Below are 15914 nucleotides of genomic sequence, written 5' to 3' on the forward strand. Positions count from 1 at the left end.
AATCAGTTGCCCGTCGACTCGGCGCGCACGCGCTGACCGTCGTAGAACTTGTCGAGGTCCTCGACGATCACCTGCTCGCCCGCCTGCAGTCCCTTCAACACCTCCACCGCGGTGAGGCTCACATAGCCGGTCTCGACGTTGCGCAGGTGCACGCGCCCGTCCTCCACGACGAACACGCTGTTGCCGAACAACGCCCGCCGCGGGATGATCGCTTCGGCGTCGCGCTCGCCGACCTGGATCGTGACCTCGCCCGTGATGCCCGGCACGAGTTTTTCCCGGTCGATCTTCACGTCGAGGTGAACGACGTAACGCTGCGTCGCCGGATCGGCGGTGGGCAGGATTTTGGTGACGACGGCCTCGTAGGTGTGATCGCCGTAGCCGAGGAAGCGCACGCTCGCCGGCTGGCCTACGCGCACGCCGGAGAAGTTTTCCTCGCTGATCTTGGCTTCGACCTTCCGCGAGTTGGCGATGATCACCGCGATCGGCGCACCGGGCCCGATCAGGTCGCCGGGCCGCGCCTTGATCACGGACACGACGCCGTCGAACGGCGCGCGAATCGTCATCTTGTCGAGCTGGCGACGCTTCGTTTTCAACGCGTTCTCGTAGCTTGCGAGCAGGTGGGAATTGCTCACCTCCTCCAACGCCAGCTGCTGTTCGATCTGTTTCACCTGGCGGCGCTGTTTTTCCAACTCGGCCGGCGCGTAGTTGCCGGACTTCGTCAGGCGTTCGAGATTTTCCAAGTTCTCGCGCGCGGTCGCCAGTTGCAACCGGATGCTGGAGCCGATCTCGAGACTCTTCTTCTTCGCGTCGTATTCGCTCTGCGTTTTCTCGATATCGAGTTCGAGATCCCCGGTGTCGATCTGCACGAGCACGTCGCCCTTTCGCACGGCGAGACCTTCGTCGAGCCGGCTCTCGATCACGCGTCCGCCGATCTCGCTCTTCAGCTCCATCTGGTATTCCGCCTCGACGGTGATGCTGCCCGGCACGGAATTCACCGCGCGGCCTTTCACGACCGGAGCGACCTTCGCCACCGGTTTGGCCATTACCAGGAAAACAACGGCCGCGGCGATGAGCGCCACGACTGCGATCAGGATCTTTTTCATCGAAGTTGGGCCGGAAGGTTGGCTAGCGCGGGATCGTTCATGGTGGCAGACAGAATCTCCGCGACGCGCAACAGGTAATCGTTGCGGGCGGCAAACGTGGCGTTCTGCGTGTCGACAAACTGGATCCGCGCCGTCTCGAGGTCGTTGGCCGAGACCAGGCCGCGTTTCGCGTCCTCCTCCTTGCGCGCGAGTTCGTCGCGCCCGCGCGCGAGATACTTTTCGGAAATCGCCAGGCTGCGCGCCGCATACTCGAGCTGCCGCTGCTGGGCCTTGACGTTCATCGCAATCGCGTCGCCCTGCGTGGCGTAATCGCGCTCGAGTTGCCGGCGGCGCGCCAGCGACGCGGCCTTCGCGCCGCGCGTCGCGAAGCCGTCGAAAATCGACCAGCTCAACGTCACGCCGGTGAACAGCGACTGCACCTCGTAGCGATAATTGCGTTCCGAACCCGGCGAATACACGTAGGTCTGCTGGTCCTGCGAGAGGCCCACGACCGCATTGAGCTTCGGCTTCAGCCGGTCCGACGCGATCGCGTAGTTCAACCGCTCGATTTCGATCTGCTGGCGCAGGTTGCGCATGCCAATCGTATCCACTTCTCCGCGACGCGTGAAGTCCGCGACCAGCGATCCCACTTCGCTTGAGACGGGCGTGATCGGCGGAATCGCGGTCGGCACCTGCGCGTCGTCGATCGGTTCGGTGCCGCACAATTTGCCAAGCACGATCCGCGCCGTGTCGTAATCGTCCTGCACTCGATCGGTATACAGCCGCGCCTGCTCGGCGGCGATCGTCGGTCCGAACAAATCCGCCTCGGCGATTTCCTTTCGCTCGAGCCGGTCGCGCGCGAGGCTCAATGCCTCGTCAGCGAGGCGCTGCGCCTGGTGCGCGCGTTCCAGGCCCAGGCGTTTGAGCACGAGTTGCAGGTATTGCGCGCGGATTTCGGCGACGAGGCTGCGATACGCCTCGGCCATCTGCCCGCGGGAAATGTTGAGTTGCAGGTCGCGGATCCGCGTTGCGTCGCGCAGCGCGCCCCAGTGAAACAGCGGCTGCTCGAGCGCGAAGTTATACGCCGCCTTTTCGGTCGTCGTCGTGCCGGTCAGATCGGCGCGGCGGTCCTGCGTCCACGGATAGTAGCTTGCGTAACCGCGCAATTGCGGCAGCTGGGCGGCGCGAGTGACCATGCGCTCGGCTTCGGCCACGGCGCTCTCGGTATTGCGCGCGATCATCCGCGGCGCTTGCGAAACGGCGGTCTCGATCAACGTCTTCAGCCCGGGAAAATAGGTCTCCGGCACGGGCAGCGACGAGTCGGACGAAGTCTGGGCGCAAACGAACGGGAGGAAACAAGCGATGCCGGCAATGACGGTAAAGCGGAGGCGACGGAGCATTCGATGGTGACGGCGTGATGTTTCCTGGCGCTGACGGGACAGCGCAGCCGCCACCTCAGCAAATTCAGGAGACAAGCGAAAGTTTAATAGTTCCACGCCGTCAACGGCCTGCCGTTGTTCTCCCCATCCTCCACCGCGGGCCGGGCGACTGTCTTTGGCTTTGCGCTCGACGCCGCCGCGCGATAACCGTCCGGTCGACCATGCAGAAAGCGTTCATCACGGGCATCACGGGCCAGGACGGTTCCTATTTGTGCGAACTCCTCTTGGAAAAAGGCTACGAGGTGCACGGCCTCGTGCACCGGCCCGACGCACTCGCCACGAGCAATATCCGCCACCTGGTCACGGACGCTGCGTTGCTCGGCAAGCGCCTCTTCCTGCACAACGGCGCGTTCGAAGACGCCACGCATCTGCGCCGCATCATCAGCCGGGCGCGGCCGCACGAGTTTTATCATCTCGCCGGCCAATCCAGCCCGCGGCTCAGCCTCGAGTTGCCGGAAAGCACGGTCGACAGCATCGGCATGGCGACGCTGCGACTGTTGGAAATTCTCCGTGATCTGCCGAATCCGCCAAAATTCCTCTACGCGTCGAGCAGCGAGGTCTTCGGTTCCCCGCCCCACTCGCCGCAGGACGAGCTCACGCCGGTCAACCCGACCACGCCTTACGGAGCGGCGAAGGCGTTTTCCCAGCAGATGGCGCGGATCTACCGCATCGCCTATGGTCTGCAAACCTGCGCCGTGATTCTCTACAACCACGAGTCGCCGCGCCGGAGCAGCAATTTCGTCACGATGAAGGTCGCGCGCGCCGCCGCCCGCATCAAGCGCGGCCTGCAAACCGAGCTCGCGCTCGGCAGCTTGGAAGGCCGCCGCGATTGGGGTTGGGCGCCGGATTACGTGAAGGGCATGTGGCTCATCCTGCAGGAGCAGCACGTCGACGACTTCGTGCTCGCCACTGGCGAACTGCACAGCGTGGCCGATCTCGTCGGCTGCGCCTTCGATTGCGTGGGCCTCAACTGGCGCGATCACGTGCGCCACGACGCGGCGTTGATCACGAGCGTCGAGCCCGTCGCGCCCTGCGGCAATCCCGGCAAAGCCCACCGCATCCTCGGCTGGCGAAACACCGTTCCGTTCAAGGACATGGTCGGCCGCCTGGTGGAATCCGAACTGCAGAAACTGGCATGAGCCGGCGGTGCTTTCTCCGTTTCCTGCGCGTCGCTGAATCCGTTTTTCCGTCCGTAACGTAAGTGCGGGCAAGGATCCCCGATGAATCGCTTCACTCCTCACGTTTTCTGGCTCTTCGGCCTTTCCGGCGCCGGCAAGTCCACGCTCGCGACGCGGCTCGGCGACAGTCTGCGCGACGACGGGAATCCAGTGCTGATGCTCGACGGCGACGCGCTGCGCGCGGGTTTGTGCGCCGGCCTAGGATTCTCCGACGCGGACCGCGCGGAAAACCTCCGCCGCGCGGCTGAAACGGCCAAGCTCGCGTTGCAATCGCAGCTTTGCGTGGTGGCGTCGTTCATCACGCCGCTCTCCGCGAATCGCGCCCTGGTGCGCAGCGTTGTCCCCCACTCGTCGCTTTCGTTCATTTATCTCAACGCCCCACTCGAAGTGTGCGTCGCTCGCGACGTGAAGGGTCTCTACGCGCGCGCCAACGCCGGCGGCGTGAAACACATGACCGGCATCTCGTCGGGCTTCGAGCCGCCTGCCGCGGCCGATCTCGTGCTCGACACCAGCCGCGATTCGGTCGACGCGAGCGCGGCGCGGCTGCTCGATTTCGCCCGCGACCGGCTCGGCGCCGGGACGGGGGATCCGTTTCTCGCATGACCACGTCGGCCTGGAATCCGCTCGCCCCTTTCATCCTGCTCTGGCGGCACCGCGATCTGCTGCGGCAGTTCACGCGGCGCACGATCGAACAACGGCACCGCGGCAGCTTTTTGGGTTTCGTGTGGACGATTCTCACGCCGCTGTTATCGCTGGCGTTGTATACGTTCGTGTTCGGGCACGTTTTGGGCACGCGTTACGGCGTCGTGCCGGACGAGACGCGTTTCGAGTATGCGCTCGGGCTGTTTCTGGGGCTGGCGATCTTTCAATTCATCGGCGAAATCCTCGCGCAGGCCTCGACCGCGATCGTGACGCAGCCGAACTTCGTGAAGAAGGTGGTGTTTCCGCTCGAAGTCCTGCCCGTGGCGATCGTGGGCGCGGCGGCGTTCAACGCCGCGGTGAGCCTCACGCTGGCGATCACGGGCATCGCGGTGCTGGGCCGCGGGCTCGACGCGCATGCGTTGCTGCTTTTGGCGATCCTGCCGCCGGTGGCGCTGATCGGACTCGGGTGCGCATGGTTCTTGGCGGCGCTGGGCGTCTTTGTGCGGGACGTCGCGAACGCGATGCCGTTCCTCGTGCAGGTGCTGGTTTACACGAGCTTCGTGTTTTTTCCGCTGAGCCTCGTGCAAGGCACGGTGTGGTGGACGGTGCTGCGCTGGAATCCGCTGCTCCACGCGGTCGACGGCGCCCGCCACGCGGTGCTGTGGCAGATGCCGGTCAACGCGCACGGGCTGCTTTATCTCTGGCTCTCCGGCCTCGCCGTCTGCTTCGCCGGCTACTTCTTCTTCAGCAAAACCCGCTCGGCGTTTGCGGACGTGCTTTAGGTTCGGCGAACTGACACTTTTGTGAACTCCGGCGCGTTCTTTTTTCGTTTGCGCTGATTTCCAGCGCGCTGCGTGCTCTACCTTTTATGACTCCGGAAAGCTACTATTTCGGCAGCCGTCTGGCCGTGCGATGCGACTATTACGCGTTCCCCCGCACGGGCAGCCACTACCTGTGGGCCTGTCTGACCGGCTTGCTCGATCTGGTGTTCTTTCCGAACGAATACGTCGACAACCCCGAGGCGCGGCAGCGGGCCGAGGAGCTGAATCCGCACGCTTATTATGCGCTGCGTTTGCGCGAGGACGGCGTGCCCGTCCAGCCCGTTTATATCAACGCCGCGGCCAACGGCACGCACGGCACGCCTATCGCCGGGAACTGGCCGTTGCTCATCCTGATTCGAGATCCGCATCCCACCGTCTACAGCTGGTATCACACCGCGATCGACCGGTGGGGCGCGATCGTCCCCGATCGCGTGGCGTGGATGAAAGACGTGTACCGTCACTATCGCGAATTCTACGACGCCGCGCTCGCGATTCAGGAAAAGGCGCCCGAGCGCACCTGTCTCGTGCGCTTCGAAGACCTCAAGGCCAGCCCGACCGAGTTGGAGCGAATCGTCTCCTTCCTCGGCGTTCGCCCAAAACTCTCGCCCCCCTTCGTGCATTGGTGGACGGATTTCAGCCGAATGACGCAACCCGGCCCGAAAACGTTTTACCGTGGCGGAAACAACGAGCGCTGGCGCGAAGACCAGGGCTGGCGGCGCGACCTCGAGCAAGCCGATCCCGGCGACTTCAACCGCTACGGCTATCCTGAGCGCCCATGATCAAGACCTACACGCACACGGTCGACGAATCGTGGTTCGATGTCGTGGACCGCTGCTGGTGCGGCGGCCGCAGCACGACGCCCAGTGCTCACTCGCCCCATTACCTGGTCTGCGAGCGTTGCGGCACGCACTTCTCGTCACGCCGGCTCAAGCCAGATTGCATCGAACGCTTCTACAGCTTCGACGGCTACTGGCACCAGCGCCAATCGGGCAAGGAGCATCCCACTCTGTGGGCGCGTCAGGAACTTTTCGAAAGCCAGGCCGACGGCCGCATCGATTTCTGGATACGGGCCATCGAACGCCACACCGGCCCGAAACGCGGCACCGCCGTCGAGGTCGGTTGTGCGGAAGGCACGCTGCTGCGGCATCTGCGAGATCGCGGCTGGCGAGCGGTAGGCATCGAGCCTGACGCGAAAACCGCCGCGGCGGTCGCGGAGCGGACCGGCCTCGAGATTAGCGCCGGCGCCTTTCCGAAAATCGCCGCGCCCACTTGCGATCTGTTCATCGCCTGCGATGTGCTCGAACACATCCCCGAACCGCTCGCTTTCCTGCGCGCCGCCCGGGCAGCGCTCCAGCCCGGCGGCGTGCTGTTCCTACAGCTCCCACTGCTCGAGCGCACCGAACCCGACTTCGGTCCGATGAACGAGCGAGTCTTCGACGTGCAGGAACACGTGTTCATCTACTCGCGCGATTCGGTGGCCACGCTGTTGGAAACGGCCGGTTTCGCTGTGCTCGAGAATGAGACCGCGTGGCGGCGCGCACACGAGATCGTCGTCGCCCGCCGCGTCGAAACACCTCCGCGCAAGCTTCGTCACCTCGCCAATCTCGGCGAAACGTTTTCTCCGGACTGGATCGGTTTCATCGATACGCTCAACGCCTTCGCGGCGCCCCTCGGGCTGCGCCAGTTCACCAACTGGTCGAAGATCTGGGAGTATCCGTGGCTCTGGCACCGCGGCTTGTCCGCGCTCGACTGGCGCGGACGTCGGGTCATTGACCTCGGTTCCGAGCAATCGCCGTTTCCCTGGTGGCTCGCGACCCAAGGCGCCGTCGTCACGCTTGTCGAAACTCGCCGCGACTGGATTGGACAATGGGAGGCGGTGCGCGCCGCGCTCGGCGACGTGAAAGTCGACTGGCAAATCGTCGATTCCTGCCGGCTGCCGTTCGCCGACAACAGCGTGGACGCGGCGACCAGCTTCTCGGTGATCGAACACCAGGACGACAAACGTCTCGCTGTCTCCGAAGTTGCCCGCGTGCTCAAGCCCGACGGCCGCTTCGGCATCTCATTCGACATTTGCGAACCGTCGCTTGGAATGACGTTCCCGGAATGGAACGGGCGGGCGCTGACGATGGCCGAATTCGAGCGCGAGATCTGGAATCACCCGGCGTTTCGCAGCGGCAAACGTCTCGAGTGGAATCGCGAAGACATCGGGCCATTTCTCCGCTGGCACCGGCAAACGGCCGCCCATCACAACTACGTCACCGGCGCGGCCATCCTCCGCAAGCAGCCGCAGGGCCTGCTCGCGAAGCTCCGCCGCTGGTTCGGCTGATGGCGGAAATCGCGGACGACGCCTCAGCCTCGGCGATGAAGATTCTCGTTTCAAAACCCGACGCGCTCGGCGACCAGGTGCTCGCGACGTCGTTCGTGCAGGGCTTGCGACGCGCCCGTCCCGATGCGCGCATTGTCTGGCACGTGCGGCATGGCATGGAGGTCATCGCGTCGCTCGTCGCCGACACGAGTGTGTTCGTGCCCGACGCGAACCTGCCCGCGACCGCCGAAGCAGAACGCCTGTGGTCGATCACCACGACTCCGATCGTCGTCGTGCCCACCCGCCTCGATCCATACGCCAACTGGACTTCTGGCCTCGATCGCCAGTTCGGCTGGTGGCGCGAATTCCTCTCCGCCACCGCGTGGGACCTGGCCGTCGCGCCGGTGGTGAATCGCACTGCGCTGAGCGACTTCACGGTCACCGCGAGCAATGCCCCGCGGCGCTTCGCGTTCGCGACCCATGTCGCCTGCCAGCCGATGATCGAGGCAGCGTTCACGCACCTGCCGCAGAAAAAGGCGGTGTTCACCGACGAGATCACGTCGTCGTTGGAAGAACCCGAATGGCGGCAGCACGGCCGGATGCTGCGGGCGATCTCGCCGCAAACGTCGTGGTCACCTCCGGACTTGAGTCTTTCCGCGGCCGCAAAACAGGACGCAGCCGCGCTTCTAGCGTCGGGTCAGCGCACGGTGCTGATCGCGCCGGGCGTCGGACAAAACACGCAACGGGCGTGGCCGTTGAAACACTTTCTCCAGATAGCCGGCGAACTTCGTGCCCAAGGTCACGCGGTTCGCTGGCTTGAGGGCCCGCAGGACGCCGAGTTGCTGGCACAGCTCTCCCCGGAAGAAGCGGCTCACCGCATCAAGATTTCCGCCGATCGCCTCGACCTGCTCGCCGCGTTGCTGCACTCGGCGGCGCTCGTCGTCTGCAACGACACGTCCTACGTTCATCTGTGCGCCGCATTGGAGGTTCCCGCCGTGGCCGTGTTCGGCGCCGGACAAAAAGGACGCTTTGTCCCGCAGTTCGGGCGCGTCCGCGTCGTGCAAGGGAATCCGGTGTGCCGCGGCTGCCAGTGGCAGTGTGCGTTCGAGCGTCACGTTTGCGCGCAGGACGTCCCCTACGAGGCGGTCGCTCAGGCCGTCGTCGATCAACTCGCCGCGCCGGCGGCCGGCCAGGTCGCCCTCCCGATTGCGTTGCCGCTCCCGGGTTCGCCCGATCGTGCGGCCGAGTTCGAACAAGTTCGCGACTGGTATCAGCAGGAGCTGTATCGACTCCGCTGGGACGGCTGGGCGCGCCTCCAGATCATCAACGACGTGCTCGAACGGCTCAAAATCTCTCACGCGGAGCTGATGGAGAAAAGCACGACACCGGCTCCCCCGGGGCCTCGGCTGCCGAAATTATCGGTCATCATCCCGATGGGCCGTCCGGAGCGGGCCGACGGCACCTTGCAATCGCTCGCGGCGCAGACCCTTCAGCCCGATTTCTGGGAGGTGGTCGTCGTCGGCGTGGGCGCTTCGCAGCTGTTGTCCAAATACCCGCGTTTGCCGCTCGTGCCAGTGGATCTCGAACACAATCTCCTGCCGCCCCGCACGCGCGTGGAAGGAGTGAAACGCTCCACCGGTGAGTGGTATTTGTTTGTCGACGACGATGTGCAGCTGTCGCCCGATTTCTTCGCGATGCTCGCGCGTATCCTCGCCGTGCCGGCGACGAAGTCCGACCAGCCGCCGGTCGGCGCGATCGGCGTGCGGCTGCCGGGCGGCCGCGGAACGTATTTCGAGCAGCTCACGGACATCTCGAATTTCTGGTCGCAGCAATCGCCGCTGCGCGCCGTGCCGCATAGCATCTGGTTCCTCTACAGCGCGGCGATTGTCGTTCGCGTCGAAGCGTATCATCGCTCGGGTGGCTTCAACCCGGATTTGCCGAACGGTGAGGACGTCGATCTCACGCAGCGCATCCGGGCTGCCGGCTATCTGCTCGCCTACGAACCTTCGCTGGTGGCGTATCATCACCACGGCCGCGACTCGCTGTGGCGGATGTGGCGCTATTTCTGGCGCAACGGCAACGCCGCCCAATATTTCTTCGCCGGTTTCGGCGGCGTGTGCGCCTACAGTGTTCGCACCGTGCTCACGCGCACCTGGGGCGATCTGCAGATGAACCGCCGCCATCAAGCCACGCAGGGCGTTCGCTTAGGACTGCGCGTGCCCTGGATTTTGCTGAATTACCTGATCGTCGAGTCCTCGCTGGAGTTTCACTGGCAGGTGTATTTGTGGACATCGCAGCGCTTCCGCGAACTCCCCGCCCGCACCGCCAGCGATCGGAACGCGCAAAAAGCGTTCCTGGCGTTCGCTGCTAAACGACGACTCGCCGGCGTCGCGCGCTACGCGCTCGCGCTGTTGCAGAATCTGACCGACCCCGTCCGGCGATGAACACGAGGCACGAGCGATCCCCGCATACCGCCATCCAATGGGGCAAGTCTCTCGCCGCACCCGGCCCCTGGCCCGCTGCGTAAGCAGCGGGACCGTTGCAGCCTCGTCCGTCCATGAGTTTCGTCGCGTGTTCCAAACTCCCGCGTCTCGCCCGCGAGTATTACCAGGGTCGCGCGATCGTCCTGTGGACGCACACCATGGAGCACCGTGCCACCGGTTGGCTGAGTCCCGCGTTCCATCACCGTTTTCGCGAGACTCTGCTCCACGCGTGTCATCGCTACCAACTCGCCGTGCCATGCTACGTGCTCATGCCCGACCACTGGCACATCATGGCGATGGGTCTGTCCGATTCTGCCGATCAATGGCTCGCGACGGCGCTCCTGCGAAAACGCGAATGGCCGCATCTTGGGTGTATGGTTCCGGGCTATCCGGACCTCGATCCTCGCGGCGCAGATTTGTGGGAGACGTTCTGGAAGATTCATCATCGGCGCGCGGACCAATGTCTGCCGCTTGAGCAACGGGAGCATGTCCAACCCGTCCCTGCGCTCACGCGCAGGGCTACGGCCGGTCAGCTTACGAACGCTGATCCCGGGTGTCCGGAGCGCCGTCCCGTCCACCCATGAGGATCGGCGTCGGACTCAACCTCCTCCAGCCGCACGCTGGCGGCGTCGGCAACTACGCGCTCACTTTGCTGCGGCACTGGCCGGAGTTCGCGCCCGAACACCCGCTGGTGTTGTTCACGTTCGACCACAATGAGGAGATGCTTGCGCAGCTTCCCGCCGCGGCGCGGCGTCATGAGATCCGTCTCCGCACTCAGGAAGACGTCCTCCGCCACCTGGACAAAATCGACGTCTACTTCTGCCCGTTCAGCTCGCTGTGGCCACGCCCGGTCCCGCTCCCCACAGTGCTCACGTTTCACGACCTGCAGGAGCGCTTTTTCCCGGAGTTTTTCACCCCGGCGCAGCTCGAGGAACGGTTTTTCCACTACGACGCATCGCTGCGCATGGCGGACGTCGTGATCGCGGTTTCCGAGTTCACGAAACGGTCCTGCACCGACATCGTCGGGATCTCTCCGCGTAAAATTCGCCGCGTCTACCATGCCCCGGACGAACTCCCTTCGCCCCGTCGGCCCGACGGCTGGGATGCGAGCTGGGAAAAGTTCATTTTCTACCCGTCGAACCTCTGGGAGCACAAAAATCACCGGACTCTGTTGGATGCCTTGCAGAAATGCCGCGCCAACGGCCTGGCCGTTCGCGGCGTGCTCACCGGAAATCTGCTGGGCCACGAGGAGGCATGGAACGCCATGATCCGCGACGCGGGCCTCGCCGATTCAGTTCATCATCTCGGCCGACGCTCTCGCGGCGAAATCGCGTGGCTGTTTCAGCACGCGCGCGGACTGGTGTTCCCGTCGCTGTTCGAAGGCTTCGGCATTCCGTTGATCGAGGCGATGCAGTCGGGCTGCCCGATCGCCTGCGCGGACCGAACGAGCTTGCCCGAAATCGCGCAAGCGAGCGCACTCTACTTCGATCCCACGCGGAGCGACGACATCGCCCAGGCGATCGCTCGCTTGTGGCAGGACGATGCGCTCTGCCGCCAGCTCGCCCAGCGCGGCGTTGAACGCGCCGCCGAATTCACACCGCAACGTCTGGTCGAAGGCCATCTCGCCGCGTTCGAACTCGCCCGCCGCCGCTACCGCCCGTGGAAACACTGGTATCGCAAAAAATTCCTCGAGCCGCGCTCGCAGGTGCCGCGCCGCGCGCTTCTGCCCCACGAAATCGGCGCCGCGCAACGGCTGCTGAGCGAGTCCCTGCGGCCGCGCGCGGGAGGACACAACCGGTAACTCGTTCCGTGCGGAGCGGGATTGCCTTCTTCCGCGCGGTTTCGACGAATCAACGCCATGCCTCAGTCCGCACCCGACTTCACCATCGTCATGCCAACGCGCAACCACGCGCGCTGGATCGAAGACGCCGTGCGCAGCGTGCTCGATCAGCAGTTCGCCGGGCGGGTCGAATTGATCGTGTTCGACGCGCTCTCCGACGACGGCACCGCGGAGATCCTGGAGCGCTACCGCGACCGACTCGAGTGGCGGCGTGAAGCGGATCGCGGCCAGGTCGACGCCATCAATCGCGGACTCGTCCAGGCCCGCGGCGAAATTGTGGCGTGGCTGAACTCCGACGACCTGTATTTGCCGGACGCGCTCGCCCGCGTGCAGGCGGCGTTTTCGGCCGATCCGACACTGGACTTCGTCTACGGCGACGTGCTGGAGATCGACGAAAATGGCCGGATCATGACGCCGAATCCGTTCACCGAAGATCCGGATCCGCGGCGGTATTTCTGCTCTCACAATTTCATCTGCCAGCCCACGCTCTTCATGAGACGGCGGGTGCCGACGCAGGTCGGACCGCTGCGCGAAGATCTGCGCTGGTTCATGGATTACGAGTGGTTCACGCGCTTCTTCAAAGCAGGGCTGCGTGGCGCGCGCCTGCCGCACTTCCTCGCCGCGAACCGCGACCACCCGGCGACGAAAACCAATTCCGGCGGACTTGCACGGTGGTGGGAAGCAATGCGGGTGTTTTCGTCGAATCCCGGACCTCTCTTCGTCACGCGTCCGGCCTTCCGCCTCTACACGCTGGAATACATCATCAAGTCGCTGAACGCCGCCGGCTGGGCCGCCTCGCCCGAGTTGCCGATGAGCCAACGCTCCGCGCAACAGCGCTGCATGGATCATCTCAACGCCTGGCTCGTGCGCCTGATGAAGGCGCGGTCGTTCAACGACATCGTCGCGCGCTACGGCCGCGACATTGCGCCGCACGGCAGCCACGTCTCCGATTTGTGGAGACACGCCGCACCCGCTTCGTCCGTGGCCTGCTCCGTGAGGAGCGGGACCGAACACGCCGCTGCCGAATCGACGAACTCTCCTGAAACGGAATCCCTGTCCTCACGGACAGGGCGACAACACGCCTCCTCGACCGGATCCCTGTGCGCCACGACCGGATCGCCGGACCCCAAATTTTCCATGTCACCGATCATCCCCCTGCAGCCCGAGCTGACCCAAGCCTATCCGAATCTCGTCGCGCAAATGCACGATGCGGTGCGGCAGTTCCTGTTTCCGCGGCTGCCACTCACTGACGGCCGCGTCGACTTGATGGCGAAACTGCTCGGAACCGGCATCCCGGAGGCGATGTATGTGCTTGCGGCGCTGCACGAAGGACTGGCGGATGAAGGCGACGTGTGCGAGTTCGGCGTGGCCCAAGGCGCGACCTCGGCGCTGCTCGCCAACGAGATTCGCTCGACGGCGAAAGCCCTGTGGCTGTTCGATTCGTTTGCCGGCCTGCCCAAGCCGTCCGCGAAGGATCGGTTGAAGGACGACATTTTCCGCCTCGGCAGCATCGAGCTTTATGAAGGGGAAATGCGCTGCGATTCGCGCGAGGTGGAACACCGGCTCGCCGCGATCGGGTTTGCGCCGGAGCGTTATCGAATTCGCGCGGGCTGGGTGCAGGAGACGCTGCGCGAGGAAAATGGCCCGGCGCAGGTGTCGTTCGCCTACGTCGATTTCGATTTCTACGAGCCGATCCTCTACACGCTTGAATACCTCGAGCGCCACCTCACGCCCAACGGCCGCGTCGTGGTGGACGACTACGATTTCTTTTCGACGGGGGCGAAAACCGCAGCCGACGAATTCGTCGCGCGCCATCCGGATTTTGAACTGATCAAACCCGAACCGTGGGCAGGAGCGTTCTGCGTCCTGCGGCGACGGTCGCTTTCGTAATCGTAGCCCGCCGCGTGAGCGGCGGGACAGACCATCGCGCCAATCTGCGCGAAAGAGCCGGAGCTCAGCTCGACCCCGGCTGGACGACAAACTCGTGCAGCTCGCGCGAGCGGGCCTTGAACCATTCGAGTTCGGACGCGGACTCGCCGGCGACGGGGGCTTCCGACCACAGCCGGCGGTACAGATTTCCTTCGGCGGTGACCGATTCCCACCTCCCGCTCAATTCGGCGCGCATGGATTCGAGCACGTCGCTGAACCGGGAGCGGTTATCGACCTCGATCAGGGGACGCCAAAGGCCTTCGCGTAGCCCGTAACCAAACCAGAACATCTCCTGGTGCCAGTAATAGCCTAGCCAGGAGAACCGTCCCAGTTCACGCCCAGCAATCCACTGGATGCCGGTCGCGACCTTGCCCATCTGCGTTTCGTGAAAGCTGCGCAACGCCTGCAGCGTCTGCAGCCAGCGCTGCTCGCGAGCGAGGAACTGGTGGAGAATTTCCGCGTCCGTCATTCTCCACCTCGTTCTTGTAAATGTAGTCGATTTATCACTCCGCCGCGAAGAACCCGGCATTGGCCAGCGCGGTGAGCCCGGTATCCAAGGTCGGGCCGAGCAGACCGCGGAGCTTCGTTTCGTCGGTGACCTTCACCGAACCCTCGTTCACCTGCAGCTTGCCTTCCAGCACCCGCGCCACGAGTTCGTCCAGGATCTGCTCCCGCGTGCGACTGCCATCGCACGCGGCGATGATATACCGAGACACGATGTCTGCGGGGACCGACTGGTGAATATGATTCGTGACCAAACGGGCGTTTAGCGCCTGATAGCGCGCCAGCGGAGTGACGGCCGGCCTTTCAGGCACGTCGGTGCGCACCGAAACAGGCGTCGCGTGAAGCTCGACAAAGCCTTTAGCCAGCAGATTGAGGAGGTTCGTTTGAAGGGTGGCGTCTTCTACCTCGTTACGATCGGCAGGCACTTCGCCCAGGAAAGGGCGGGAGCGTAAACGCGCGTTTTCCAACAACGAACTATAGGATACTGCCGCCACTCCTTTTGTCTCAGTCAGCGCAAGTAACGCCGCTTTCACGAACACATCGGCACTGGTGATCTGGACGCCCAGTGCGGTCGTGAAGCTAACAGGGATACCCGGCACCAATTCTACTGCTCCCGTGGCCCGCACCAATGTGGAGCGGAACGAAAATTGGCTCATGCTGGCCGGATCCAGTTTGCGTTTGATCGACGCTCCCGCTTTTACCAGCAAGGTCTGGCGGAAGGATCGATTGCGGACAAAGTCGATGTATTGCTCCTGGGCAATGAGCTGGTTATTAAGCTGCCCCAGCGTCTGCCGAACTTTATCGGGGAGATTTGCAGTCAACATTTCGGCGATGCCCGGCTCGCTCAAGTACTGCAGCCCGTGGCGCGCAGCGTCGGAAATGAATTCGTGGAAATAGAAAGGCGTGTTCTCCTGGCCGAGAATGTCATGGAGGAGGAAATTATCGGCATACGAAGTGATCGCACTCAGCTCGTTTTTGAGGAGCATGCCGTAGGCATTATCATCGCTCGGAACGGTCTCTGCCAAAAACGCCAGCAGGGCGCGGGCTTGCTGAACTTTTGCCGCCGGTTCAGTGATATTTCGCGTATGAAACAGCATCATATCCCGTAGCGAGCGACGCAGATTCCAGCCTGGATGCGCATTATAGCTTATATAGGCGACGCCATTATCGGTCAGGTGGGTCGAGCAAATGGACAATATCTTCTCTCGAACGACCTGCGGCACCCAAGAGTACACGCCGTGCACCACGATATAATCGAACGCCCCCTCCGTCTCCGGGAAATTCAAAATATCTTGTCGTCTGATCTCGACGTTACCCAAGGTTGAAGCGTCGCGCGCCTTCTGCGCCGCCGTGACGTGAACCGTGGAAGCATCCACACCGAGTAGTTTTGCACCGGGCAGATGCGACGCCATTGGCAGTAGGTTGGAACCGTCTGCACAGCCGAGTTCCAGCACTCGCGCATGAACAGGGTCAGGGGCCGCTACGCCAAAAAGACGCGCCATCGCCGCTAAGCGATTAGGATGACTTTGCGGAAAAGCCGCGGCCGGATAAGGCGTCACATCGTAGGGATTCGTTTGCGATGGTGCGCTTGCGTTTTCGAGGTTCGACATGCGTTCCACAACAAGCGGGGAGACCAGCTGTGTAAAGGGGGATTCGAGGATGCCTTCCGTCGTCAGCTTCCACGAAAAAGC

General features: G+C 63.7%; 13 protein-coding genes. 9 read left to right on the forward strand and 4 right to left on the reverse strand.

Features of this window, described 5'->3' with window-relative positions:
- Nucleotides 1–2 precede the first annotated feature (2 nt).
- Together AC6RV7_RS00670 and AC6RV7_RS00675 are read right to left on the reverse strand one after the other, a co-directional pair.
- Nucleotides 3–1103 (reverse strand): efflux RND transporter periplasmic adaptor subunit, encoded by a 1101-nt coding sequence (locus AC6RV7_RS00670; RefSeq protein WP_500091959.1) that lies wholly within the window; start codon nt 1101–1103, stop codon nt 3–5.
- Nucleotides 1100–2482 (reverse strand): TolC family protein, encoded by a 1383-nt coding sequence (locus AC6RV7_RS00675; protein WP_500091960.1) that lies wholly within the window; start codon nt 2480–2482, stop codon nt 1100–1102. Before AC6RV7_RS00675 ends, AC6RV7_RS00670 begins: the two co-directional genes overlap by 4 nt.
- Before the next feature lie 200 nt (nt 2483–2682).
- On the opposite strand from AC6RV7_RS00675, the gene AC6RV7_RS00680 reads away from it, so the two are divergent.
- The 9 genes from AC6RV7_RS00680 to AC6RV7_RS00720 all read left to right on the forward strand — a co-directional run bounded on the left by AC6RV7_RS00680 (nt 2683) and on the right by AC6RV7_RS00720 (nt 13680).
- Entirely contained in the window at nt 2683–3660 is a 978-nt protein-coding gene (locus tag AC6RV7_RS00680; RefSeq protein WP_500091961.1) for a GDP-mannose 4,6-dehydratase, read from the forward strand.
- 81 nt (nt 3661–3741) lie between these two features.
- A complete protein-coding gene (gene cysC, locus AC6RV7_RS00685) occupies nt 3742–4302 on the forward strand; it encodes an adenylyl-sulfate kinase (RefSeq protein ID WP_500091962.1) in 561 nt (186 codons plus the stop codon).
- Nucleotides 4299–5123 carry an ABC transporter permease gene (locus AC6RV7_RS00690; RefSeq protein ID WP_500091963.1) on the forward strand — a complete coding sequence of 275 codons (825 nt, stop codon included), beginning with the start codon at nt 4299–4301 and terminating at the stop codon, nt 5121–5123. The genes cysC and AC6RV7_RS00690 overlap by 4 nt, the downstream gene beginning before the upstream one ends.
- An 86-nt stretch (nt 5124–5209) precedes the next feature.
- Nucleotides 5210–5941, forward strand: coding sequence for a sulfotransferase family protein (locus AC6RV7_RS00695; RefSeq protein WP_500091964.1), 732 nt, complete (start codon nt 5210–5212; stop codon nt 5939–5941).
- Complete coding sequence (locus AC6RV7_RS00700) at nt 5938–7488, forward strand: methyltransferase domain-containing protein (protein ID WP_500091965.1); 1551 nt, start codon at nt 5938–5940, stop codon at nt 7486–7488. The genes AC6RV7_RS00695 and AC6RV7_RS00700 overlap by 4 nt, the downstream gene beginning before the upstream one ends.
- On the forward strand, nt 7488–9911 hold the full coding sequence (locus AC6RV7_RS00705; protein WP_500091966.1) for a glycosyltransferase family 9 protein: 2424 nt from the start codon (nt 7488–7490) through the stop codon (nt 9909–9911). The genes AC6RV7_RS00700 and AC6RV7_RS00705 overlap by 1 nt, the downstream gene beginning before the upstream one ends.
- A 113-nt stretch (nt 9912–10024) precedes the next feature.
- Entirely contained in the window at nt 10025–10534 is a 510-nt protein-coding gene (locus AC6RV7_RS00710) for a hypothetical protein (RefSeq protein ID WP_500091967.1), read from the forward strand.
- Entirely contained in the window at nt 10531–11751 is a 1221-nt protein-coding gene (locus AC6RV7_RS00715) for a glycosyltransferase family 4 protein (RefSeq protein WP_500091968.1), read from the forward strand. Before AC6RV7_RS00710 ends, AC6RV7_RS00715 begins: the two co-directional genes overlap by 4 nt.
- 57 nt (nt 11752–11808) lie before the next feature.
- On the forward strand, nt 11809–13680 hold the full coding sequence (locus AC6RV7_RS00720; RefSeq protein ID WP_500091969.1) for a glycosyltransferase: 1872 nt from the start codon (nt 11809–11811) through the stop codon (nt 13678–13680).
- A 64-nt stretch (nt 13681–13744) separates the two neighbouring features.
- Here AC6RV7_RS00720 and AC6RV7_RS00725 read toward each other — a convergent pair whose 3' ends face one another.
- Both AC6RV7_RS00725 and AC6RV7_RS00730 read right to left on the reverse strand, forming a co-directional pair.
- Nucleotides 13745–14188 (reverse strand): hypothetical protein, encoded by a 444-nt coding sequence (locus tag AC6RV7_RS00725; RefSeq protein ID WP_500091970.1) that lies wholly within the window; start codon nt 14186–14188, stop codon nt 13745–13747.
- A gap of 34 nt (nt 14189–14222) precedes the next feature.
- Nucleotides 14223–15833 (reverse strand): methyltransferase regulatory domain-containing protein, encoded by a 1611-nt coding sequence (locus AC6RV7_RS00730; protein WP_500091971.1) that lies wholly within the window; start codon nt 15831–15833, stop codon nt 14223–14225.
- Nucleotides 15834–15914: the final 81 nt, after the last annotated feature.

This window comes from Opitutus sp. sgz309028, assembly GCF_059821195.1.

What these genes read in the sequence shown, in the direction of transcription:
- AC6RV7_RS00715 (WP_500091968.1), top strand. Translation starts at nt 10,531, where the DNA reads ATGAGGATCGGCGTCGGACTCAACCTCCTCCAGCCGCACGCTGGCGGC.
- AC6RV7_RS00675 (WP_500091960.1), bottom strand. Translation starts at nt 2,482, where the DNA reads ATGCTCCGTCGCCTCCGCTTTACCGTCATTGCCGGCATCGCTTGTTTC.
- AC6RV7_RS00690 (WP_500091963.1), top strand. Translation starts at nt 4,299, where the DNA reads ATGACCACGTCGGCCTGGAATCCGCTCGCCCCTTTCATCCTGCTCTGG.
- AC6RV7_RS00730 (WP_500091971.1), bottom strand. Translation starts at nt 15,833, where the DNA reads ATGTCGAACCTCGAAAACGCAAGCGCACCATCGCAAACGAATCCCTAC.
- AC6RV7_RS00695 (WP_500091964.1), top strand. Translation starts at nt 5,210, where the DNA reads ATGACTCCGGAAAGCTACTATTTCGGCAGCCGTCTGGCCGTGCGATGC.
- AC6RV7_RS00705 (WP_500091966.1), top strand. Translation starts at nt 7,488, where the DNA reads ATGGCGGAAATCGCGGACGACGCCTCAGCCTCGGCGATGAAGATTCTC.
- AC6RV7_RS00710 (WP_500091967.1), top strand. Translation starts at nt 10,025, where the DNA reads ATGAGTTTCGTCGCGTGTTCCAAACTCCCGCGTCTCGCCCGCGAGTAT.
- cysC (WP_500091962.1), top strand. Translation starts at nt 3,742, where the DNA reads ATGAATCGCTTCACTCCTCACGTTTTCTGGCTCTTCGGCCTTTCCGGC.
- AC6RV7_RS00700 (WP_500091965.1), top strand. Translation starts at nt 5,938, where the DNA reads ATGATCAAGACCTACACGCACACGGTCGACGAATCGTGGTTCGATGTC.
- AC6RV7_RS00680 (WP_500091961.1), top strand. Translation starts at nt 2,683, where the DNA reads ATGCAGAAAGCGTTCATCACGGGCATCACGGGCCAGGACGGTTCCTAT.
- AC6RV7_RS00670 (WP_500091959.1), bottom strand. Translation starts at nt 1,103, where the DNA reads ATGAAAAAGATCCTGATCGCAGTCGTGGCGCTCATCGCCGCGGCCGTT.
- AC6RV7_RS00725 (WP_500091970.1), bottom strand. Translation starts at nt 14,188, where the DNA reads ATGACGGACGCGGAAATTCTCCACCAGTTCCTCGCTCGCGAGCAGCGC.
- AC6RV7_RS00720 (WP_500091969.1), top strand. Translation starts at nt 11,809, where the DNA reads ATGCCTCAGTCCGCACCCGACTTCACCATCGTCATGCCAACGCGCAAC.